At 50.6% G+C, this 20,777-nt stretch carries 21 protein-coding genes; 13 read left to right on the top strand and 8 right to left on the bottom strand.

From position 1 onward, the window contains the following. Nucleotides 1–65: 65 nt before the first annotated feature. The 3 genes from H6F86_RS06675 to H6F86_RS06685 are packed head-to-tail and all read right to left on the bottom strand — an operon-like array spanning nucleotide 66 to nucleotide 3,621. Nucleotides 66–1,373 carry a metal ABC transporter permease gene (locus H6F86_RS06675; RefSeq protein WP_190447344.1) on the bottom strand — a complete coding sequence of 436 codons (1,308 nt, stop codon included), beginning with the start codon at nucleotides 1,371–1,373 and terminating at the stop codon, nucleotides 66–68. Further along, nucleotides 1,373–2,320, bottom strand: a complete 948-nt coding sequence (locus H6F86_RS06680; RefSeq protein ID WP_190447346.1) for a metal ABC transporter substrate-binding protein — start codon at nucleotides 2,318–2,320, stop codon at nucleotides 1,373–1,375. The genes H6F86_RS06675 and H6F86_RS06680 overlap by 1 nt, the downstream gene beginning before the upstream one ends. Continuing rightward, nucleotides 2,296–3,621, bottom strand: coding sequence for an acetamidase/formamidase family protein (locus tag H6F86_RS06685; protein WP_190447348.1), 1,326 nt, complete (start codon nucleotides 3,619–3,621; stop codon nucleotides 2,296–2,298). The genes H6F86_RS06680 and H6F86_RS06685 overlap by 25 nt, the downstream gene beginning before the upstream one ends. A 388-nt stretch (nucleotides 3,622–4,009) precedes the next feature. Here H6F86_RS06685 and H6F86_RS06690 point away from each other — a divergent pair, with 388 nt between their 5' ends. Further along, entirely contained in the window at nucleotides 4,010–4,687 is a 678-nt protein-coding gene (locus tag H6F86_RS06690) for a DUF6629 family protein (protein ID WP_190447349.1), read from the top strand. Between the two features lie 224 nt (nucleotides 4,688–4,911). On the opposite strand, the gene H6F86_RS06695 is transcribed toward H6F86_RS06690, so the two are convergent. After that, nucleotides 4,912–6,132 carry a glutathione S-transferase family protein gene (locus H6F86_RS06695; protein WP_190447351.1) on the bottom strand — a complete coding sequence of 407 codons (1,221 nt, stop codon included), beginning with the start codon at nucleotides 6,130–6,132 and terminating at the stop codon, nucleotides 4,912–4,914. A 790-nt stretch (nucleotides 6,133–6,922) separates the two neighbouring features. Here H6F86_RS06695 and H6F86_RS06700 point away from each other — a divergent pair. The 5 genes from H6F86_RS06700 to H6F86_RS06720 all read left to right on the top strand — a co-directional run bounded on the left by H6F86_RS06700 (nucleotide 6,923) and on the right by H6F86_RS06720 (nucleotide 11,317). Next, complete coding sequence (locus H6F86_RS06700) at nucleotides 6,923–8,353, top strand: form I ribulose bisphosphate carboxylase large subunit (RefSeq protein WP_190447354.1); 1,431 nt, start codon at nucleotides 6,923–6,925, stop codon at nucleotides 8,351–8,353. 78 nt (nucleotides 8,354–8,431) lie between these two features. Continuing rightward, nucleotides 8,432–8,827 (top strand): chaperonin family protein RbcX, encoded by a 396-nt coding sequence (locus H6F86_RS06705; RefSeq protein WP_190447356.1) that lies wholly within the window; start codon nucleotides 8,432–8,434, stop codon nucleotides 8,825–8,827. Nucleotides 8,828–8,915: 88 nt separating this feature from the next. Next, the gene (locus tag H6F86_RS06710; protein WP_190447360.1) at nucleotides 8,916–9,239 is read left to right on the top strand and encodes a ribulose bisphosphate carboxylase small subunit; all 324 of its coding nucleotides are present in this window, start codon (nucleotides 8,916–8,918) and stop codon (nucleotides 9,237–9,239) included. Nucleotides 9,240–9,319: 80 nt separating this feature from the next. After that, nucleotides 9,320–9,937, top strand: a complete 618-nt coding sequence (locus H6F86_RS06715) for a GDSL-type esterase/lipase family protein (RefSeq protein ID WP_190447362.1) — start codon at nucleotides 9,320–9,322, stop codon at nucleotides 9,935–9,937. 33 nt (nucleotides 9,938–9,970) lie between these two features. Next, nucleotides 9,971–11,317: a ribulose bisphosphate carboxylase small subunit gene (locus tag H6F86_RS06720; RefSeq protein WP_190447364.1), complete on the top strand. Its 1,347-nt coding sequence runs from the start codon at nucleotides 9,971–9,973 to the stop codon at nucleotides 11,315–11,317. Between the two features lie 69 nt (nucleotides 11,318–11,386). On the opposite strand, the gene H6F86_RS06725 is transcribed toward H6F86_RS06720, so the two are convergent. Continuing rightward, nucleotides 11,387–12,535: a PEP-CTERM sorting domain-containing protein gene (locus H6F86_RS06725; protein WP_190447366.1), complete on the bottom strand. Its 1,149-nt coding sequence runs from the start codon at nucleotides 12,533–12,535 to the stop codon at nucleotides 11,387–11,389. 307 nt (nucleotides 12,536–12,842) lie between these two features. Continuing rightward, entirely contained in the window at nucleotides 12,843–13,778 is a 936-nt protein-coding gene (locus H6F86_RS06730) for an S-layer homology domain-containing protein (RefSeq protein WP_190447368.1), read from the bottom strand. Nucleotides 13,779–14,038: 260 nt separating this feature from the next. Between H6F86_RS06730 and H6F86_RS06735 the strand changes: the two genes are divergently transcribed. Next, nucleotides 14,039–14,191, top strand: a complete 153-nt coding sequence (locus tag H6F86_RS06735) for a hypothetical protein (protein WP_190447371.1) — start codon at nucleotides 14,039–14,041, stop codon at nucleotides 14,189–14,191. A 263-nt stretch (nucleotides 14,192–14,454) separates the two neighbouring features. Beyond that, complete coding sequence (locus tag H6F86_RS06740) at nucleotides 14,455–14,748, top strand: hypothetical protein (RefSeq protein WP_190447373.1); 294 nt, start codon at nucleotides 14,455–14,457, stop codon at nucleotides 14,746–14,748. Nucleotides 14,749–14,837: 89 nt separating this feature from the next. On the opposite strand, the gene H6F86_RS06745 is transcribed toward H6F86_RS06740, so the two are convergent. Together H6F86_RS06745 and H6F86_RS06750 are read right to left on the bottom strand one after the other, a co-directional pair. Then, nucleotides 14,838–16,169 carry an ABC transporter substrate-binding protein gene (locus H6F86_RS06745; protein WP_242033393.1) on the bottom strand — a complete coding sequence of 444 codons (1,332 nt, stop codon included), beginning with the start codon at nucleotides 16,167–16,169 and terminating at the stop codon, nucleotides 14,838–14,840. A 39-nt stretch (nucleotides 16,170–16,208) separates the two neighbouring features. Then, nucleotides 16,209–17,093: a YihY/virulence factor BrkB family protein gene (locus tag H6F86_RS06750; RefSeq protein WP_190447377.1), complete on the bottom strand. Its 885-nt coding sequence runs from the start codon at nucleotides 17,091–17,093 to the stop codon at nucleotides 16,209–16,211. A gap of 271 nt (nucleotides 17,094–17,364) precedes the next feature. Here H6F86_RS06750 and H6F86_RS06755 point away from each other — a divergent pair, with 271 nt between their 5' ends. The 5 genes from H6F86_RS06755 to msrA all read left to right on the top strand — a co-directional run bounded on the left by H6F86_RS06755 (nucleotide 17,365) and on the right by msrA (nucleotide 20,733). After that, nucleotides 17,365–17,952 carry an SH3 domain-containing protein gene (locus H6F86_RS06755; protein WP_190447379.1) on the top strand — a complete coding sequence of 196 codons (588 nt, stop codon included), beginning with the start codon at nucleotides 17,365–17,367 and terminating at the stop codon, nucleotides 17,950–17,952. A 184-nt stretch (nucleotides 17,953–18,136) separates the two neighbouring features. Continuing rightward, nucleotides 18,137–18,781 (top strand): DUF1361 domain-containing protein, encoded by a 645-nt coding sequence (locus H6F86_RS06760; protein WP_190447381.1) that lies wholly within the window; start codon nucleotides 18,137–18,139, stop codon nucleotides 18,779–18,781. A gap of 97 nt (nucleotides 18,782–18,878) precedes the next feature. Beyond that, complete coding sequence (locus H6F86_RS06765; RefSeq protein ID WP_190447383.1) at nucleotides 18,879–19,559, top strand: hypothetical protein; 681 nt, start codon at nucleotides 18,879–18,881, stop codon at nucleotides 19,557–19,559. A gap of 157 nt (nucleotides 19,560–19,716) precedes the next feature. Further along, nucleotides 19,717–19,860 carry a hypothetical protein gene (locus tag H6F86_RS06770; protein WP_190447385.1) on the top strand — a complete coding sequence of 48 codons (144 nt, stop codon included), beginning with the start codon at nucleotides 19,717–19,719 and terminating at the stop codon, nucleotides 19,858–19,860. A 153-nt stretch (nucleotides 19,861–20,013) separates the two neighbouring features. Next, complete coding sequence (msrA, locus tag H6F86_RS06775) at nucleotides 20,014–20,733, top strand: peptide-methionine (S)-S-oxide reductase MsrA (RefSeq protein ID WP_199322188.1); 720 nt, start codon at nucleotides 20,014–20,016, stop codon at nucleotides 20,731–20,733. The last annotated feature ends 44 nt before the right edge of the window (nucleotides 20,734–20,777 follow it).

The following is a 20,777-nucleotide window of genomic DNA, read 5'->3' on the forward strand; positions in this document are numbered from 1 at the left end:
CGCTCACGCTAGGCTTGCCAGCACAGGCACGAAAATCATACTTCTACCCAGCAACGCCGTAAAACTTAATTTCTAGGGAGAAAAGCTTCGCTTGCAGATGCTTGCAGCAGTAAGCAGCCGAGGGAAAATAGAGCCAGGGGAATACCAATCACCCAACGCTGACGATCGCGGGCTTTGTAGCGCATGGTTTGCTGAACAAACTGTTCTCCTTTTTCCATTTCTTGAAACGTGAGGGTATAGCCTGTGACGCGGCGCAGGTCATCTCCGGTCATTTCTTCCCCTTGCCAGCGGCTCGTTTGTTCCATCGAGTCCAGATGGTTGATTTCCGATCGCAAACGGTCTGCTCCGTTAATTGCCTGGTCTAACAGGCGCTGTTCCTCATCGGATAAAAATACAGAGCGGACAGCGGGCTGATAGGTTTCCATTAGATTGAGCAAGGGCTGATCCGCGTGGGGATTAATGGTTAGCCAGCAGCCGGACAGTAAGAGAACAGTAAAACCACCCGTTCGCACACCTGCAAGCGCTTTGGCAATCACCGTTCGGCGTTGCTCCGGTGAGGTAAGAATGACTGGTTTCAATAGTGCGGCTAAAGCCAGCGCTGCACCAAACACACAGACGATCGTTGCGCCTGTCGGCAAATCCCAAACGTAGGAGACACCCAGACCGATCGTGCTTGCTAGCGTTCCCATCGTCCAGCCAATGAGCAACGTAACCAAAATTGAGGTGCTGTAGAGTGTGCCGATCGCGGCTGGAATAATTAAAAAGCAGAACACGAGCAGCACGCCAGCAATGGCAACAGAACTCGTGACGACCACGCCAAAGGAGACGTAGAACAAAAAATCCCAGAACCAGATTCGTCTATTCGTTTGCGCCGCTTGTTCTGGCTGAAAGGAAAGCTGGATGAATTGCTTGCGAGCGAACCAGTGAAACACGCCAACCGCACTGTAAAGCAGCACAACTTTGAACAAATCTGCTTCTGTCGTTGTAAGAAGGCTACCCACCAGAATTTGCTTGATGTGTTCTGCGCCCTGTGGAGCTTTGTCTACTAACAAAAAGGCCGCTGCTGCCGACACCACATACACCACGCCAATAAACGTTTCCTGCGAGACTCGCCCCGTCCACTGGCGGCTGAAGGAGAGAATGACGGCTCCAATGATGGTGAAGACGAGGGAGTAACTATAAGCGGCGATCGACTGGGGCAGATAGCCCAGCATGAACGCAACGGTTGCGCCCAAGGCTGAAATCTGCGCCAGCGCCAAATCCACAAAGATAATGTTGCGCGTGAGAACGTGAATGCCCAGATAGGTGTGAATCCCCGTGAGTACCAGGGCAATCAGAAAGGGAATGGTGAGCAGTTGTAGCGCATCAGACATCAGACTTTCGTTCTCCCTAGCGCTGTTGCCAACGCATGAACGTTGTAATCAAACAGGGAAAGATAATTGGGCACTTCGGGAATGGCACCCACGGAAGAAACAAGCGTCACTACCGCTGCGCCTGTGCGGTTGCTTAAAAGGCGAGGCACGCGATCGGACTCATACAGTTCCTGAATCACCACTGGGACGTGTTCATCCTTCATCTCTCGCAGCAATTTTGTGAGATGAGACGGACTGGGCGGAATGCCCGGTCGTGGTTCGATGAAATCAATGATTTTGAGCCGAAAGCGACGTGCCAGGTAGGGATAACTGTTGTGATAGGCGATTAATGGAACTCCCTGATAGGGTGCTAGCTGGCGCTGCCACTCGGCAACCTTCTGTTCCAGAGTGGCTAAAAATGCCAGGCGATTCGCTTCGTAGGTTTTGCTGCTCTCTGGATCAATTTGCGCCAGTGCCGCCGCAATAATGCCAGTCATCGCATCAGCATTCAAGGGGTCAAGCCAGTAGTGGGGATTGCCTGCACCGTGGTTGTGTCCATCGGAAGGTGCAAGGCTGACAGAACGCACTTCGAGGAGAGGAATAACTGTCGAGACATCCACATAGCGCTCCCCGCCCCGCTGTAAGGCAGGATTGCCGCTTTCCTGGGTCAGGCGATCGAGCCACAAATCGTGATCCAGTCCAACTTTGACGACCAGTTGCGCCGATCGCAGTTGTTGCACATCGGTTAGCCGGGGTTCAAACGTGTGTGGATCTTGGGCTGGTAAGGCAATGCTGCTGACGCTGACGCGATCGCCCCCCACAACCGTTACCAGACTGGCAAGATCTGAGGTTGTCGTAACAACTTTAAGCGGTACAGCCGCGGCAGGGCTTTGCCAGCAGCCCCACCACAGCAGCACTGCCAGCACCAAACGCCAGATCCCCATCATGCGGTTCGCTTCCCAACCCATAGACTCTTCGGCAGCAGGCAGGAAAGCCCTTTTTCGTCAGCAGTCAGCTTGCTCAGGCGGCAGTCCATCCGCATACTGGTTAGCCCATAGGCATCCAAACGCGTCAGTTTTTCCTTTTCTTGCAGCAACTCGATCAGTGACATCGAAGCACTCTTCATCACGGCGTTCAGGTCTTTGCCGCTTGCCGCTGCGACATAGTATTCTGCGTTGCTGGTGGTGGGATACTGCACCGTCTTCTTCGCCTGTACCGTTTTGGGGTTCAAACAGTGAATGCCACGCACACGATTCACAACCTGCGAAATGCGACAGTCAGACACCTGGGGCATGAGTTTGGTCGCGTCCTCGATCGAGATTTTGCGCTGGTCTGCCAGGAATTTCGTCGTTTCGGTTTTGGCATTTTCGAGGGCTTTGTTCAGGTCTTCGTCGATGCCGATCGTGATCCAATCCTTAGCCGTCTCCCCTCTAGGAAAATCGAGCTTCTGACCCTTAACCACCGAAATATTCAACACCAGTTCTTTAAAGGCCGTTTCCAACGCCGTCAAATTGATTTCACCATTCCCTTGGGCAGCGTGAGAATCGCCCGTCCAGACGAGTCCACCCTTCACAAATACTGGTAGGTATAGGGTTGAGCCAGCGGTGAGATCGCGAATATCCAGGTTGCCACCGTAGGGGCCGGGTGGCACCGAGCTATACTGCCCAGGCTCTGCACGGGCAACCCCCAACGTCCCTGGAAACGGCGCGAGCGGAATTTCAATGCCTTTGCTGAACTGTGCCACTTTGCGCTCCAGATCCAGGTAAAGATATTTCACCTGACCATCGGGAAACTGGTCGGGAAAGAGACCAAACATGCCGGGAATATTGAAGTTCGCAGCATAGGAGCGAGGTGTGACCCGAAGAATGCGGATCTTCAGCACGTCACCCGGTTCTGCGCTTTCCACAAAGATGGGACCAGTGAGCGTGTGCGGTCCGCGTCCAGGAAAGTCGGTACGCAGCTTTTTGAGTTCCTCAATCGTCTTCCCTGGCACCACCTGATTGTGAGAGTGCATCATGGTTTCCACCACCACTGTATCTCCAGATTTGATGGACAATACGGGCGGCTGAGCATTGTTAAACCAGCCCCACTGCGTTGTTTCTAGCGTTGCAGGCAGCAGATGAACGGTGCCCGGAAAGCTGGCATTTGTGACTCGCATTTGAGCGGTCAGCTTCGGGTTGATTTCGAGTGCCTGTTGAGCAGACGCAGAGGTTGCGAAGGCGATCGCGCCCACTATGAACCCAAGTCCCAGCCACTTCGGTAACTTCATCCTAAATAATTTCTTGAGAGCACTCCTCATGAACACAAGCCTCGATGATATGAACAGCGAAAGGTGAGAACGCAGGGTCAGACGTAAGGTAATCACAACCGCCAGAGACACTGTTCAAAGAACAGTCAGGCTTTATTTTGTACGGGAGAGACTGCTCTCGATTTGTCGTAAAAGCTACAGAAACAGGACCGATGCCGTTGCGGGCTATCATCCTGGCTTAAGCGGCTGTTCAGTCAGCCGAGAAATTTGTAGGAGAATTGGGACTAACCTCTTGCTACCGATCGCTCAGATCAAGAAAATTCCTCAGCCGCCAGCCGTCAGGGTTTAGTCCTAACTATTTAAGCGGTGAAAGCCAAGCCGCGTTGCGTTTTGAACCTGAGTACAAGTGATGTGTTTCTCTGCCTCAGTTAGCTTTGCTGCCAGCGCTCTACTACTCCCTGCTGGCGTCTACTCGTTACGGTTGGCATTGCAGCACAACCCTGGGTATCTAGCACTCGCAGCAATTCCACTCGCGTTTGGGGTGCAACAAGCCTGTGAAGGACTGGTTTGGCTGGGTCTGGCAGCGCGTTCTCCCGCTGAAGTGCGTTTGGGCGCTTACGGCTTTTTAGCCTTTGCCTATTGGTTCTGGTTGTTCTGGGCACCTTGGGCGGTGGCGATCGCCGAAGCAAATCCCCTGGTGCGGCGAGTGAGCTGGAGTTTGGGTGTGCTCGGTTTTGCCTATGGGGCACTGCTTTACCTGCCACTGGTCTTACAACCGAGTTGGCTAACGGTGCAGGTTGTCCATCATGCCATTGAGTACGACACCCGCTTGCTGTTTGACCCCTGGTTCTCTCAGGAAGTCGAACGCGTAGTCTATGCGCTCATTATCCTTATCCCGTTTGCGCTTGCTTCTAGTCATGCTCTTAAGGGGTTTGGGGCAACTATCTTGCTGTCGGCGATCGCCTCCCATTGGCTACTGCACCAGGTCTTTGTTTCGGTTTGGTGTTTCTTTGCAGCGCTTCTGTCGCTGCTCCTTATCTTCATTTGCCAAGCAGCGCCACAAGGCGCAGTGGAGACAGGTAAGTGAACGTAATTTGGAACAGCGCAGTCAATCCCGTCTCAGTTTAAGCAAGGTCATGATGCTCTACAGGAGCGGCTTCGCTAACGCTGTGGCGCTTCACGGCTCTGGTTTTCTTACCGTTCAGAAGCCAAAAGACCGCTTCTGACAAAGAACATATCTAACTGCTTTATCTGCTTAAAACTGAGCAAGCGACCATAGCCGGAGGCAGAAGCGGCTTGTTTTGCAGCACGTTACCGTGTCGCAAAGTCGGCAGGATTCTGGTCTCGCCGATGCTTAACCGGAATGAGTGGACCTTGTCGATCGCCAGCTAATGCAGCCGTTGCTTCCAACGATGCCCTCAACCGTTTGGCGGCATAAATCGACATATCGCGCGGCACATTAATGCGATCACGCAAGTAGCGTAAAGCGATATCAGACCCGGCTGGCGGTGAACAAAGCTGGTTTGTCATCAGGTTTGTCAGAGCACAGCGCAAGGCTTCATCCATCAGCCTGTCGTCAGCAGGGTTGACGCGAACCAAATTGGCGCGATGCTTGATCACCCGGTGAAGTGCTTCAGCACGGGCGGTTTCTGGCTCTGGATACATCACATCGGGCAGCCCATCCCAGGGACCACTATCGACTCTCGCCTTGTTAATTTGCGTTTGTGGTTCACTGTTTTCCCAGCAGCCTCCCATTTGGGGCGGCAAATCATGCACATGAGTATGGAAATCGCTCTGAGTGCCCCGGTAGGTCGATCGGCTTTCCATCGCTGCAAACCAGTCTGACAGTTTTGGGTTGGACTCACGTAGAGAATAGCCTTTGTAATAGTAAAGACTGGCATTCATCCGCTCAACGTAAGGCGTAAAGATAACGTCAACTGTGCCAAACTCGTCCAGGAAATAAGGACCCGGCGTAGCAGCCAGCGCCGCTTCAACTTTGGCAACAACGCTTGTAAATTGCTCGCGGTTTCCCTGTTCTTGCCGCATCGAATTCGATGGATAGCAGAGCCAAGCGCACCAGGAGCGAAACAACAGCCGTTCTAGGTAGCGTAAAGGCAACACTGTAGGATGCTTCATGCCCAGCCCCAATGGACCAAAGGCTTGCTCCAACGCAAGCAGGATGTCATCGCTTTCAGTAATGAGGCGATCGTCTAGCGCCAGAGCAGGCAGCATACCTGATGGCACTTTGCGTTTGTACCAGCTTTCTTTTTCCCCATAACAAAACATCGTTACTTTTTCGATGCGGTAAGGAATTTGCTTTTCTTCCAACCATAGCCAAACTTTTTGGCAGTAGGGGCACCAGGCATGGTTGTCACGGTAGAGCGTGACCCGCACGTCGGCTTCAGTTTGACCAAAGAGACGTAAACGCGCTTGAGCGTTAGTAGCGCCATTGACAGGATCGATTTGAAAAGTCGTCAGGGCTTCTAGCTCAGACCAACTTAGGGGGGCGATCGATGGGGAAACGGATGTCATTTTGAGTTTGTGTTACCTTTCTGCAAAAAAGCTTGGTTTTCTGTACGGCTCAAAGGCAACCTTAAGCTAGCTTCAGCAAAGCGTTTAAGGGCTTTTGTCACTGCCATCTATGCCCTTTGTTCGCCTTCACTTCAAGCGGTTACATCTGAAACGAGAAATTAGCTCCATTATAAGGAGAAGTAGAAAGCCTCCGATCGCGCTTCAAGCTGGCACATAGAACGTTGCTCTTGATAACCTGACTTTTGCACCTTTGCATGAATCAACAGTTACTTAGAAATGTGAAGCAACTGTTGCGAAATGTAACAAGCGAACTAACAGCTTGAGGCAGTGTTCCAACCCTTTAAGTCACCGCTCGACACTTGCTAAGGCGCTTGCAGTAAGGATTAGATTGCTTGCTTGAAAAGTCTGTGGAGCCGCTTTCGTCTCGGTTTCGCGATTGTATAGGCAGCGACGACGGATACCAAAATTGCCACCTTTGACTACTTTTCAACACAACGTTACCCTCAGATTCAATTCATAATCTGTTGTTATCAAACGATACAGAATGTTTGAAGCTCGGCTTATTGTTGGCTCCCCATTAGCTGATACTATGAGAGCAATCTGACGGAACGGGTGAGCAATTCGTTCATTGCACCCAGGTCGCCGGAGCACAAAGATTACGATTTCAACGAATTCCCTATTGCTATAAGGTGTTTGCTGAGTTTCGGGCGGATGCAGGCAAGCCCTTGTCTTGCTTCTCGTTACGGCGATCGAAGAAATTTTGTAGAGTTACACAGGAAGGGAGATTTCAATGTCTTACGCGCAAACAAGAACCCAGGCGAAGTCTGGGTATGATGCTGGGGTAAAAGAGTACAAGTTAACGTACTACACTCCAGACTACACACCGAAAGATACGGATATTCTGGCAGCGTTTCGTGTGACGCCTCAGCCCGGTGTTCCCTTTGAGGAAGCCGCAGCAGCAGTAGCAGCAGAATCATCTACTGGTACGTGGACGACTGTTTGGACTGACTTGCTCACAGACCTTGATCGCTACAAAGGTCGCTGCTACGACATCGAACCCGTTCCTGGTGAAGACAACCAGTTCATCGCTTTTATTGCCTACCCCTTGGACTTGTTTGAAGAAGGGTCTGTCACCAACCTGTTTACCTCGATCGTCGGCAACGTCTTTGGTTTCAAAGCGCTGAAAGCGCTTCGTTTAGAAGACTTGCGGATTCCCGTTGCCTATCTGAAAACCTTTCAGGGTCCTCCCCACGGTATTCAGGTGGAGCGCGACAAGTTGAACAAGTATGGTCGTCCTCTACTGGGCTGCACCATCAAGCCAAAGCTTGGTTTGTCTGCTAAAAACTACGGTCGTGCAGTGTATGAGTGCTTGCGCGGTGGTTTGGACTTCACCAAAGATGATGAAAACATCAACTCTGCTCCATTCCAGCGGTGGCGCGATCGCTTCTCCTTCGTAGCAGAAGCCATCTACAAAGCTCAGGCTGAAACAGGTGAAGTCAAGGGTCACTATCTGAATGTGACCGCTCCTACCTGCGAAGAAATGCTGAAGCGTGCTGAGTATGCTAAAGAACTCAACATGCCCATCATCATGCATGACTACCTGACCGCAGGCTTCACAGCCAACACCACCCTGGCTCACTGGTGCCGTGACAATGGTATCTTGCTTCACATTCACCGCGCTATGCACGCCGTGATGGATCGTCAAAAGAACCACGGTATCCACTTCCGCGTGCTAGCTAAAGCGCTGCGGATGTCTGGTGGCGACCATATTCATACCGGTACAGTCGTTGGTAAGCTTGAAGGTGACAAAGCGATTACCCTCGGTTTCATCGATCTACTGCGTGAAAACTACATCGAGAAAGACCGCTCTCGCGGTATCTACTTCACTCAAGACTGGGCATCCTTGCCTGGTGTAATGGCAGTCGCCTCCGGTGGTATCCACGTATGGCACATGCCTGCGCTGGTAGAAATCTTTGGCGATGACTCCGTACTGCAATTTGGTGGCGGTACACTGGGTCATCCTTGGGGTAATGCTCCAGGTGCAACCGCTAACCGTGTGGCTCTAGAAGCCTGCGTTCAAGCTCGGAATGAAGGTCGCGACTTAATGCGTGAAGGTGGCGACATCATCCGTGCCGCAGCGAAGTGGTCGCCTGATCTGGCTGCCGCTTGTGAACTGTGGAAGGAAATCAAGTTTGAGTTTGACGCAATGGATACCATTTAATCGTCACGGATGAAGGATGAAGGATAAAAGACGAATTGATAGTCTTAACTTCATCCTTCCCAACTCATCTTGTTTGCTATGGATCTAAAGCAAATTGCTAAAGATACTGCCAAGACGCTCATTAGCTACTTGACGTATCAGGCTGTGCGAACAGTGATTGCTCAACTTAGTGAAACTGATCCGCCTTGTGCTTTCTGGTTGCAAAACTTCTCCTCAAGAGAAAAGATTCAGGATGGTGAGGCATATCTAAAGGCTCTGTTTCAAGAGCGTCAAGATCTTGCGTTTCGCATCCTTACTGTCAGGGAGCATCTGGCAGAAGAGATTGCCGATGTCTTGCCTGAAATGCTTCGCACAAGCACACAGCAAGCAAACATGGCTCAGCGTCGGCAGCAACTAGAGCGGATGACGCAATTGGATCTATCGGTTCCTAGCGCCCATCCAGAGCAAGAGCCAAATTCTGAAGAAACGGGATGAACCTGGTTAGCTGTTAGCAGTAGACGCATCGTCTCAAGCTAATCACTAGCCATTGACAACTAGCAACTATTACCCAATCAAGAAACCTATGAAGACCCTACCGTTTGAGCGTCGCTATGAGACGTTTTCCTACCTGCCGTTGATGGACAACGCTCAAATCTCTCGCCAAATCCAGTACACGCTGGATCAGGGCTTTTTCCCTGGCGTCGAGTTCACGAATGACCCTAGCGCTGAAGCCCACTACTGGACATTGTGGAAGCTGCCCATGTTTGGCGCACGCTCTCCCCAAGAAGTGCTGAATGAAGTACAGCAATGCAAGTCCGAGTACCCCAATAGCTACATTCGTGTGGTTGCATTTGACAACATCAAGCAATGCCAGGTGATGAGCTTTATCGTTCAGAAGCCACGCTAACGGCGGCTTGTTGATCACTCATGTGACTCGAAGCGGGGTAGGGTGGGCAATGCCTGCTTTATCCCGCTTTTAACGTTGTAATGATCATTGAAGAACCTAACCGAGATGTCCGAATCTGCTTTGTCGGTGAGTCATTTGTCAATGGCACAGGCGATCGCACGCATCTCGGTTGGACGGGTAGGCTGTGCCAAGCTCTTTCCCAACGCGGCGATCGCATCACCTATTACAACCTGGGTATTCGGCGCGAAACCACCACTGAGCTTTTGGCTCGCTGGCAGCAAGACTGTGATCGTCGGCTCCCTCCAGGTTGCCATCACCGTGTAGTCTTTTCCTTTGGAGTTAACGATACTACGTTGGAAAATGGCAGTACGCGTGTCACTTTGGTGCAATCGTTGGCAAATGCTCGACAGATTTTGAGTGTGGCTCAACAAACCTATCCAATTTTGATGGTGGGTCCTGCGGCGATCGCTGACAAGGCGCAAAACGTACGCATTAACGAATTGTCAGTACACTTTGCTCATTTGTGTGAAACGCTTAACGTACCTTATCTGCATATCTTCACGTCTCTGAGCCAATCAGCTACATGGATGCAAGAAGTAGAGGCGGGTGATGGTGCTCATCCTGATGCTGCTGGCTATGCCGAACTTGCCTGTCTTGTGCAAAAGTGGTCTGCTTGGAAAGCTTTCAATTTTCTCTAACTCCTCACTACTCTCTGCTAACAGCCAAGACCTATGAGTTATTACATTTCACCTCGCTTTCTCGACAAGCTTTCGATTCACATTACTAAGAATTATCTCGACATTCCTAGCGTCAAAGTGCCGCTGATTCTAGGGATCCACGGACGTAAGGGCGAGGGCAAGTCTTTTCAGTGCGAATTAGCGTTCGAGCGGATGGGTATCAATGTTGTTTATATGTCTGCTGGAGAGCTGGAAAGTCCAGATGCAGGTGATCCCGGACGGTTGGTGCGCCTGCGGTATCGAGAAGCGGCTGAACTGGTAAAGGTGCGTGGCAAGATGGCAGTGTTGCTAATCAATGACATCGACGCCGGTGCCGGTCGAGTAGACCAATACACTCAATACACCGTTAACACTCAGAACGTGAACGGTACATTGATGAACATTGCTGATAATCCTACAAATGTGCAGCTTCCAGGTAGCTACGAACTAGAACCCAATCGACGTGTGCCAATCATTGTGACGGGAAATGATTTTTCCACGCTTTACGCGCCGTTGATCCGCGATGGGCGGATGGACAAGTTTTTCTGGGAACCCGATCGCATCGATCGCATTGGCATCATTAGTGGCATCTTTGAGGCAGACGGCGTGCAGCGTGGAGCCGTTGAGACACTGGTGGATACCTTTCCTAACCAATCGATCGACTTTTATGGAGCGATACGATCGCGCCTCTACGACGAGCAGGTCAAAGCCTTGATTGACGAAGTTGGAATCGAGCGCATCTCTCTACGAGTGGTCAATAGTGAACAGTCAGCACCCATCTTCCGTAAACCAGATTTTAGCCTGCCGCACCTTTTAGAAGTGGGCAATCAAATCGTTGGAGAGCAGCGACGTGTGCAGGAAATGGGCTTGGCAGAGCAATATAACAAAGCGTTGTACTTCAACCGCAAGCTAGGCAACACGGCTGACCAAGCACCTGCAAAGGAAGAAGCACCTGCCGCTAATGCTCAGTATTATCAAAAGTACGACTCTGGCAATACCACTGGCAATGCTGCTGGCAGTGGCAACGGACAGAACAATCATCAGCCCTCATCCTCGAGTTATGGTGGTCAGCCCTCCAGCACCAAGCTCACTCCAGATGTGATCACCCAGGTAAACCAAATTTTGAAACAGGGGCTTCGTCTAGGCATTGAGTATGTGAATGAACGTCGCTTCCGCACAAACTCCTGGAATTCTTATGGTTCTTTCCAGGGTCAAGCGTCTGAGGCGATCGCGGCTCTAGAGGCTTGTCTGGGCGAACGTCCAACAGATTACGTGCGTCTTGTAGGCATCAACCCAGAAGATCGACGCAGAGTAGCCGAAACCATCATTCAACGACCAAAAGGTAAAGTCGCTACTGCATAGATGTTTGAAGGGTTTGTCAAAAAGCCAGAGGTCAGAATGCAAATCTCCTGGCTTCTGGCTTGATATAGACTACAGCCTGATCTGCGATCGTCGCTGACGCAAGCGAGCCAGCCCTAATCCACCCAAACCCAATAGTAGTCCAGCTACCGTTGAGGGTTCCGGTACGCCTTCTACAGCGACGACACCGATCGGACGAATTAAGCTACTGCTTGTAAATACATCGCCTGAAAACGTTCCTGCACTACCTTGTGCCCCAGCATAAGCCAGTACAGAGCCGAGGTTAGCATTCGTCCGATCAAAGCCGACTGCATAAAGGTCATCGCTGTTATCACCTGAGCCAAACGTCAGGCTACCAATAAAATTGCTGCTGGGAGCCGTGCCTGTGTAATTGGTCGAGAGCACACTCAGCAAATTGCCTACCAAATCATACTGACGAATACCACCCGCAAAATCACTGATATAGAGACTGTCATCCGTAGGTGCAAGTGCCAGACCCAAAAGGCTAATGAATTCGCTTTCTGGTAGGGTTGCTGGCTGATCAATGAAAACACTGGGAGTTTGGCTAGGGGCTAAACCTGCCACTTGCTCTGGGGTGTAGCGCAAAACTTGACTGGCAAAGGGAAACGTTAAACCGCCACTGATATTATTCGCTGAACCCTGCGTCGTCACATAAAGGCTACCATCGGGTCCAAATAAAAGCCCGTTTGGACCGTTCAAGCCGTTGGCTGAACCCAGCCCGCTATTATTGTCAGAGGCAAAAACGCCTAGAAAAGCACCTGTTGTTACGTCGTACCGCAAGATTTGATTAGTGCGGAAACTGCTAACAAAAAGGCTACCGTCAGGTGCAAAGGCGTTACCATACGGGCGAGTCAAACCACCGCCAGAAGCGGCTATACCCAGAAATTCGCCTGTAAGGCTGTAACGCAGAACGGCTGAGTCTTGAGGGTAAGCAGGGTCAAACAAATTGAGTCCACTGTTGCCGCCGCTGCTGACATAAAGGTTGCCATCGGGTCCGATCATCAGAGCATCCGGTGCTTGTAAGCCACCTAGTCCAGGTGTTGTAAAGTTACCTTGAAACGTGCCTGTGCTTTCATCAAAAACAACAATATTGTTGTCCTCGGTATTGCCAATCAACAGGGCAGCGTCGGCTTTAGAGGTAATTAAACCTAAAAGCGTAACAATACTGAGCAGAACAGCAGCTTGCAGGCGATTTTTCATGAAGTTTGCGTCTGAGTGCTAATGCTACGCTCATCTTCTGGAGGCTCAGGATTCAAAACTGTATTAGCTATGACAAAGTAGCGGTATTTTCATGCAAGAGCTTGCTGAAGTAAAGTTACCGTAAAGCGGCATAAGCATTACCGATGCCAAACAAGTTTGCAGCCGCGTTCTGCCACTAGCACTGGATCACTAGAAGCCAGTCGTTAGCAGTCATTCGTCAAACGCGTATAACAGTCTTTACCCAGGTGGGAAAGACCCGCTACTTAATATTCCAACGCCTCACCTTACAAGCCGGGCTTGTCGCATTCTATTGTCCCAACGCCTTATGAACTAATGTTGCCACCTCGGCTCTGGTAGCCAGCTTATCAGGGCTTAAGCGCTTGGTGTTGTCCTCATCTAGCACTAGTCCTGCCTCGATCGCCGCCGCAGTTTTGTCAGCCGCATAGGCTGGGATTTCTGCTGCATCTTGATACTGATTCAGCACCTGTGCCGCTGGTTGCTTGGGTTGTAAATTCAAGCCTGTTGCTAGCGCCAATAGCACTTGCAACCTGGGAATCTGGCGATTGGGCTGAAAGCTACCGTTGGGAAAGCCACTCATAAACTGGGTCTGCGTTGCTTGATTAATTGCCGGGACTGCCCAATAGTCTGGCTTTAAATCATTGAACTTCAAGGCTTCACGACTGGCTGATTTGTTAAAAGCCCGTCGAACGATCTCAGCAAATTCTGCTCGAGTGATCGGTTTATTGGGTCGAAAGGTGCCATCTGGAAACCCATCTAAAATGCCTTTGGCACTCAAAGCGGCGATCGGCGCACCTGCCCAAAAGTTTGCTGGTACATCTGTAAATTGCTTCGGTTGGGCAACAGGTGTGGTCGGAGCAGCAGATGGCGCTGGTGATGGTGTTGCAGGTGCTTGAGGCACAACCGCAACGAAGGGTGTTGATTGCGGTGCTGGTGTAGTGCGACTTGCTGATGGATCGATCAGCGAAGGCGCAACTGTAACAGGTTGGTCAACTGATCCATTAATCGGTGGTGTCGCGTCTGTAGTAGCTGGTGCGGATGGCGTAGCGACTGGTGGACTGGATGCCGTCGGCTCCTGGAAGAAAGGCACGTTCATACCGCCATCTTTTTGGCTGATTGACCAAAAGAAAATGCCTCCGATGCTAGTAAGCGCAACGAAGACGGCAATCAACTCATCGGCACCAAGGCGCTTGCGATCAGAACCTGGATCAGGAGAAGGTGTCATTTTAAAGACGCTCTTAAGCAACAGATACTCAGCTAATCCTAAAGCAGAGTCATCAAAGTAGCGCAGTTAATCCTAAAAAAGACAGCAATGTCAGTTAAAAGACCTAAAAACAATCAGGATAAACGCAACTCGCGTTCTACAAACTCGTAACGCTTGATGTGAGCTTCACTGCTATAACCGTACCCCCACGGTTGTAGGCGCTGTGCGGGATACAGGAAACTAGAGAAGTCGATAACTACTACGCTGAGAGGCAAAAGCCAATGCTGCTATCGCCGCAACGTGAAGCCCAAACACTGGGGACAAAGGCGATTTGCTTTGTTTCCCCTAACGGAGAAGTGACTGTTAAGCAATTTGATGAGCCAAGCTTTCCCCAAAAAACATTAGAACCGATCACACCATCGCCATCTCATTAGATCTTTTTGTCATTCATGCTCTGTAGCAGTAACACTACTGCGATCGAGCCTGTGCCTGTGGTTTTTGCAAAGCCTCTTACAGCCCGAATGTAGGAGGCTTTGCTTTTAGAAACTACTTGGGTGACACAAGACGCTGAACATAATTTTTTCTTGCTCCTTGTCTTCCTTCCTCAGCTATGCCATACTGGCGCAAAATATACTGTAAGTCTATTGGCTTGCCGTAGTATTCTAAAAAACGTACTTTGAGAGCGAGTAAACCTGTTATGGCATTTGTAGGAGTAGATAGCATGGCGATCGCAGGTAGAGGGAGCGTCGTACCGCTTGAGTTAAGGCTCCAGCGTGCGAAGCAGCTTAACGCTCGTGGTCTTTCGAGTCTCCTGCTGACAACTGTTTCAGTGTTAAAGCGGGTTTGGTGGCACACAAAGTCGTACCTACCAATCGTGGGTATTTTGCTACTAGCAGCGGGAAGCTTGCTCTTGCTGCAATTGCACTGGCTGTCTCGACGGTTATTACAAAGCCCGTTGAGAGAAAAAGCAATCGCGAAAGATTTAGGCTAGAGCGTCTGTACCAGGGCAATAGCAATTATTCATGTCGTTGTCATTTGCCTGCTACATACGGGAATAGCAAAGTTACAGGCACCTGACCGTTACTGATAACGATTGGATTGGAATAGATCTAGCCGTTTTTGAGCCGCAGTGAGTGCTTGCAACGGAGTGCTGCGCCCTAAGAGGGTGGCTTCGATCGCCCGTCCCAGTGCTTCAGAAAGACGGTTGTAGCCAGGGGCTATCGGGCGTGATCGCCCATACGCTGTTTGCGACAAAAACACATCAACGGCAGGCTGTTGTGCCTTATACGCCTCATAAGTATTGCTGTGTCGCGATCGTAGATTTGTCGGCAAGTAGCCCGTACCGATCGCCCACTGCGTTTGAAACGATTCACTTAAGACATATTCTGCAAAAACTCGTGCTGCTTGCTCACGCTCTGGTGTCGTTTTGAGCAAAAAGAGATTTTCGCCTCCGATTGCTGTTGCCTGCGTTACCTGCATTGGAATCGGCAGCACTCCAAAATCTACACCTGTTGCTTGCAACTGACCCAGCGTCCATGGACCCGATAGTTGCATGGCGACCTTACCTGCTAAAAAGCCGTCTAGCTCATAGCCTCGCTCTGGTGCTGATAGTATGGCAGACTCATCATCAAGCAAGTCGCGCCAGTATTGCAACGCTGCGATCGCGCCAGGACTCGTTAGCTGAGGCGTTGTATGGGGTAAATCGATCGCGTGAAGCGTCCCCTCGTTCGCCCCCTGATCCCCACCCGTCAACTCTCCACCCCCGCTCCACAAAAACGGTAGCCACATGAACACTGTCCACTCGCCTTTACCCAATGGCAGCAGCAGTCCATGTTGGTCAGTGCGTCCATCACCATCAGTATCGCGGGTGAGTTGGTGGGCAACCTGACGCAGCTCTGTCCAGGTTTTTGGCAGTGCGGTGATGCCTGCTGCCTGAAAAAGGTTGGGACGGTAAAAGATGCCCACATTGTTTGTACCAAAGGGAATCGACCAGAGATGGTTTTCTAGCACCATACTGTCGAACAGCGCGGGATCAAGCTGCGATCGTAACGGTGAAGCGTTGAGCCAGTCCTCTAACGGGTACAGCGCGTCGAGTTCGACTAAGCGCCCTGTCAGCAGGGGAGAGTACCACAGCAAATCGGGTACTGACTTACCAACGATCGCTGCCAGAATCTTAGGCAACTGCTGATCGCTCTGTCCGACATACTGCGACTCTACATGAATTGTGGAATGTTCCTGATTGAACTGGTCTACCAGACGTTGCAGCACAGCGCGATTTGGCGGTGGGTTGACCCCCTGCCACAGCGTTAACTGCGTGACAGCAGGCGGTGTCGCTGCTGCAAGCTGACATCCAGGTAGCACCAGCAGGCAAAGACAGAGCAGGCAGCAGCCCAGGTATTGGCGCACCCTCATTAGCATGAGCAGCTTGGGGATCGTTGTAGGGTCATTGTTTTAGAACTTGTGTCTAGAGCGCCGTTGCATTGCTGCGCCGACAGTGACATTCAACTGGGCACCAATGAGCATCACCAGTGAGCTGAGGTAAAGCCATAGTAGGAGCACAATGACTGCCCCGATTACCCCGTATGCCCGATTGTAGCTGCCAAAGTGAGCGACATAAAAGCGAAACAAGCCTGAAAGGACTGCCCAAAAGATTGCTGCGAGTATGGCACCTGGCAGAATGGGGGTGCCGACTGTCCAGCGGCTCGGTCCAAAGCGATAGATAAAAGCACTTGCTAGAGCAATAATGATCAACGCTAGAGGCCAGGTAAAGAGCCGCCAGAGGGCAAAGACTCCTGGCTCCATAGCACCACTGCGATATGCCACTACCTGCACAATAAAATCGCTAATAAAGACTAGCACCGAGGCAATAATCACTAGCTGAATAGTGCCGATCGTAAGTGCTAGGGAAACCAGCTTTGTCTTCCAAAAGGGTCGCATTTGCTGCGGGGGCACTTGATAAATCTGGTCAAGTGCAACCATTGCGGAACCGAGGACGCTAGAAGCTGCCCAGAGCGAGATTAAAAAGCTTACTGAAAACAGACCTTGATTGCGTTGATAGCCAATCTCACCAATAAAGTTTTGAATGAGCATGAGTGCTTCCTCAGGTGCAACCTGGCTCACCTGCTCAGTTAAGTCGTTAAGGCTCTCTTCAGAACCGCCAAACAAGCTAATCGCGGTTAGTATTGCCAGAATGCCTGGAAACAGAGCCAACATGGCATTGTATGCCATTTCAGAAGCGAGACCAGGCAACCGTCGCTGCCCCACTCGATCGATGATTTCGCGCACTGTGGCTGGAGTGAGATGGTGAAAAAAGCGAAAAAAGCGACCTTTCAACATAGTTGAGCGCTGGATTTAACAATCCTCTTTAGTTTGTGAACGCTGCTCTAGATCGACTGCTAGCTTCTAGCTTTTAGCCTAGCCCTAAAGCTCACGTTGCTGCTGACCGCTTTACGCTGCCCCGTTTGCTTCTAATCGTTACACTCTCACGTTTTTTAGCAATGGAGCTAGCCTTTGCGTGTAAGATTCAGTGCAGGAATTTCGTTATGAACATTTAAACCCTGTACTTTGTCTCTAATTGTGCTTTGAACTTCAAAGAGGAGTGCCATCAATGGAAATCATGCAAAAAAACAATCGTCTCCAAGTTTCGGCTGGCGTTTTGGCTGTGGCGATCGCCACAGCGGGTCTCAGCCTCCCTGCCGTTGCCGAAACAGAAGCAGCTCAACCCGCTCAACTCGCTCAAGGTTCAATCATCGGTCAGTGCCGCGCCGTCAATAAAAAGGTTTCGGTTTACAAACAGGCATCCACTACCGGCTCAATAGTGAGTACCCTCAATCCTGACACTAGAGTCACGCTTGCCGATACTGGCAGCGGCGGCTTTATCGGCATCAGCAGCCCTGTAAGTGGCTATGTCCAAACAGCGAATCTGAAGCCCTGCACTGGCACGACACCACCAACCGGAAACACCTGCCGTCGTGTTCTGCAACCACTTGGTCTAAGCATCCGTAAAGAACCGTCTCCAACTGCTGCTTACGTCGGTGGTGTGGCTAATCTGGCGCGTGTTACCCTGACGACCAATCCAGCAACCGCCCGACTCGGTGCCGATGGTCGCAACTGGATACAGATTGCAAGTCCTGCTGCTGGCTGGGTTTCTAACGGTTTTCCAGGTGGTAGCAGCAACCTGACGCTTTGCCCCTAGTGCAGGATGGCATTGTCATGATTTGGTCATGACATAAACAGGTAAATGCGTGTCATTACGGCATCCATTTACCTGTTTACCGTGGGTCTGGTGGTTGCAGTCCAGCCGCTTAACTTGGGTAAAGGATGCCGTTAAACTAAAATTAAGCTGTGAAGGGATAAGACGACTAAGGTCAAGCATCGACATGAAAGCAAAAATTTTAGAGGCGATCGAAGCTTTCTCTGGTATTTACAGCGGCTGGATTCTATGGAATCTCTTTTTAGCCTTCATTCCGTTGGTCTTAAGCTTCTGGCTCTTTCGGCGGAAGACAAATGAGCGCTCCTTTTTGTGGTGGTTGGTTTGGGTCGTCTTTATTGCCTTTTTGCCCAACGCGCCTTACTTGCTCACTGATATCATTCATTTAATTCGTGGCACTCGTGCAGGCTACGCCACTTGGATTATTGCTCTGGTCTTTATTCCACTACACATCATGGCGATCGTGAGTGGGTTTGAAGCATACGTCATCGCACTAATTAACCAGGGACGTTACTTAAAGCGACAGGGCGCACAACGCTTTGTTATGTGGTCAGAATTGGTGATGCATGGACTTTGTGCGATCGGCATTTACCTGGGCAGGTTTCCACGCTTTAACAGTTGGGATCTTGTGACTGACCCTGGCAATGTTCTGTTGGTTGCACTTAATGAATTGACGGCAAAGCGTCCCTTGCTGGTTATTGTGATCACGTTCATTATTCTCACCGTCTTCTACTGGGTTATGAAGCAGATCACGCTTGGTTTGGTTATGCGCTTTCGGTATACGCAAGCAAAGAGAGCGTTTAAATCTGAGTAACTTGACTTTGTCGGCGTGAAAGAGCCGGAGTTGGTCTCATGGCAATGGTCTGCGATCGCAGCCTTTCTCAGGCATCAAAATTTTTCAGGCAAAAGACATGAGCGATCGTGCTAGTAAAAACCGCAAAATCCAGCTTGCCTCGCGTGTGAAAAGTGGCTTGGCTGGTCTTGTTTGTGCAGTCTTAGTAGCAAGCTGCGGTAAAAATGGTGCCATACTTAACCCCGATCCGCTGGCACCCTTTGTGCAAGCACGTTATGGCGTTGAAGGTGCGGTTGCCACGTTCAAGCAAGAATTTCAACCCAGTAGTGGGAGCGATCGCCTCAGTGAAAGCGATTGGAACAAGTACAGAAGGGGCAGGCAGCTTTACAACCAGGCAGCGTCCTCGATCAATGCTGTTGTTGTGCAAGTCATGCTGGCAAATCAAGCCCGTACCGAACTGGCAGCCGTCGAATTCAAGCAACAGCTAGAAACTGCGATCAACTATGCCGTCGCTTTTCGAGACTATGTCGAAACGACAAGACGAGACCGCTCTAATGTCAACGATCAAGCAGCGGGGCAAGCGCAACCGTTTTACTTTCCTATTCCAGTCAACCCGATCGGTGTACCAGATTTACTCAATTCGGTTTTTGGGCAAATCAACACTGCCCTTGGACAAGCTAGAAATGCTGAACAGACTAAGCGTGACAGAATCGAAGGGGTATTGAGAAGCCTGCTGCTGCCAACGTTCGATGAAGCAGGCAGACGATCACCAGACTCGTTTCCGCCACCAAATCAGTAAGCAAACGCCGATGTGGCAACCTGAGAACGTACTAAGCGTAGGCTGAGAGCCTTGGCGGTACACATAGATAACTTCCTGTTGGGCTTCAGAGAGGCTTCAGTGCTAGCTGTAATGCTGTGGTGAACTGATCACGGTTCCTCCAAAACGCCAAAAGTGCGTGCATCATAATGTCATTAATGCGTTGAGTCTACTGGTTGCCTACGGAATGGATGCGGCGTTGCCTCTGCTTGCGATCGCGTATGGTGGACAAGTATTGGCTAGAGGCTTGTCCGCACTTCATCGCCGCACTTCATCGCCATAGTGCCGCCTTGCAACGGGTCGGTAGTGTGATGATTGTAGTAACTGTGTTATTTTGCTCGGTTGGAATGTGCAAGTTCAGCTCTGGTTTGCGTCGCTGTTTCCGTCTCTACCCTTTTAAGTACAACTTCGTTAAAGGACAGCACCACCCATGTCAATGCCTACAACGCTTCTTTCCCGTTCCATACGCAGGTTGTCTATTCTGTCTCTGGTCGTGCTTGCCTTGATTGGCGGTGCCTTCTATCTTAGGTTGTCTCGATCGAGTGCTGAAACGCCACAATCTCTTGTGCAAGGAACGTTTCCTGATCCGGCAGTTAATATGCCAGCGTCCCAGGCAAAGGGAATGCAGACTGCGGTTTTGGCAGGCGGCTGCTTCTGGGGCGTAGAGGCAGTGTTTGAACATCTCAATGGTGTTTCAGATGTTGTCTCCGGATATGCGGGTGGCAGTGCAGAGACAGCAAATTATGGGCTGGTCAGCTTTGGGCAAACGGGTCATGCCGAGTCTGTAAGAGTTACGTACGATCCCGCCAAGATTTCCTACGGACAGCTTCTCAAAGTCTACTTTGCGGTAGCGCATGACCCAACACAGGTCAATCGGCAGGGTCCCGATGCTGGAAAACAATACCGTTCAGCCATCTTTTATGAGAATGATGAACAGAAGCAAGTCGCGCAGGCATACATCGATCAGCTAAACCAGGCAGGCACCTTCCGCAAGTCGATCGCCACTCAGCTAGCGCCATTGAACGGTTTTTATGCGGCTGAAGCAGACCATCAGAACTTTATCGATCGCAATCCAAACTATCCCTATGTCGTGATTCATGACCTGCCAAAGCTCAAACAACTTAAGGAACAGTTTGTTGCCCTTTACAAAAAATAAGTCTTCATTAGTCGCAGTTTTATGGAAGCTTCTGTCCCGACCAA

This window comes from Phormidium sp. FACHB-592 (assembly GCF_014695795.1).
GTDB lineage: Bacteria > Cyanobacteriota > Cyanobacteriia > Leptolyngbyales > Leptolyngbyaceae > Stenomitos.

What these genes read in the sequence shown, in the direction of transcription:
- H6F86_RS06675 (WP_190447344.1), bottom strand. Translation starts at nt 1,373, where the DNA reads ATGTCTGATGCGCTACAACTGCTCACCATTCCCTTTCTGATTGCCCTG.
- H6F86_RS06680 (WP_190447346.1), bottom strand. Translation starts at nt 2,320, where the DNA reads ATGGGTTGGGAAGCGAACCGCATGATGGGGATCTGGCGTTTGGTGCTG.
- H6F86_RS06685 (WP_190447348.1), bottom strand. Translation starts at nt 3,621, where the DNA reads ATGAAGTTACCGAAGTGGCTGGGACTTGGGTTCATAGTGGGCGCGATC.
- H6F86_RS06690 (WP_190447349.1), top strand. Translation starts at nt 4,010, where the DNA reads ATGTGTTTCTCTGCCTCAGTTAGCTTTGCTGCCAGCGCTCTACTACTC.
- H6F86_RS06695 (WP_190447351.1), bottom strand. Translation starts at nt 6,132, where the DNA reads ATGACATCCGTTTCCCCATCGATCGCCCCCCTAAGTTGGTCTGAGCTA.
- H6F86_RS06700 (WP_190447354.1), top strand. Translation starts at nt 6,923, where the DNA reads ATGTCTTACGCGCAAACAAGAACCCAGGCGAAGTCTGGGTATGATGCT.
- H6F86_RS06705 (WP_190447356.1), top strand. Translation starts at nt 8,432, where the DNA reads ATGGATCTAAAGCAAATTGCTAAAGATACTGCCAAGACGCTCATTAGC.
- H6F86_RS06710 (WP_190447360.1), top strand. Translation starts at nt 8,916, where the DNA reads ATGAAGACCCTACCGTTTGAGCGTCGCTATGAGACGTTTTCCTACCTG.
- H6F86_RS06715 (WP_190447362.1), top strand. Translation starts at nt 9,320, where the DNA reads ATGATCATTGAAGAACCTAACCGAGATGTCCGAATCTGCTTTGTCGGT.
- H6F86_RS06720 (WP_190447364.1), top strand. Translation starts at nt 9,971, where the DNA reads ATGAGTTATTACATTTCACCTCGCTTTCTCGACAAGCTTTCGATTCAC.
- H6F86_RS06725 (WP_190447366.1), bottom strand. Translation starts at nt 12,535, where the DNA reads ATGAAAAATCGCCTGCAAGCTGCTGTTCTGCTCAGTATTGTTACGCTT.
- H6F86_RS06730 (WP_190447368.1), bottom strand. Translation starts at nt 13,778, where the DNA reads ATGACACCTTCTCCTGATCCAGGTTCTGATCGCAAGCGCCTTGGTGCC.
- H6F86_RS06735 (WP_190447371.1), top strand. Translation starts at nt 14,039, where the DNA reads ATGCTGCTATCGCCGCAACGTGAAGCCCAAACACTGGGGACAAAGGCG.
- H6F86_RS06740 (WP_190447373.1), top strand. Translation starts at nt 14,455, where the DNA reads ATGGCATTTGTAGGAGTAGATAGCATGGCGATCGCAGGTAGAGGGAGC.
- H6F86_RS06745 (WP_242033393.1), bottom strand. Translation starts at nt 16,169, where the DNA reads ATGAGGGTGCGCCAATACCTGGGCTGCTGCCTGCTCTGTCTTTGCCTG.
- H6F86_RS06750 (WP_190447377.1), bottom strand. Translation starts at nt 17,093, where the DNA reads ATGTTGAAAGGTCGCTTTTTTCGCTTTTTTCACCATCTCACTCCAGCC.
- H6F86_RS06755 (WP_190447379.1), top strand. Translation starts at nt 17,365, where the DNA reads ATGGAAATCATGCAAAAAAACAATCGTCTCCAAGTTTCGGCTGGCGTT.
- H6F86_RS06760 (WP_190447381.1), top strand. Translation starts at nt 18,137, where the DNA reads ATGAAAGCAAAAATTTTAGAGGCGATCGAAGCTTTCTCTGGTATTTAC.
- H6F86_RS06765 (WP_190447383.1), top strand. Translation starts at nt 18,879, where the DNA reads ATGAGCGATCGTGCTAGTAAAAACCGCAAAATCCAGCTTGCCTCGCGT.
- msrA (WP_199322188.1), top strand. Translation starts at nt 20,014, where the DNA reads ATGCCTACAACGCTTCTTTCCCGTTCCATACGCAGGTTGTCTATTCTG.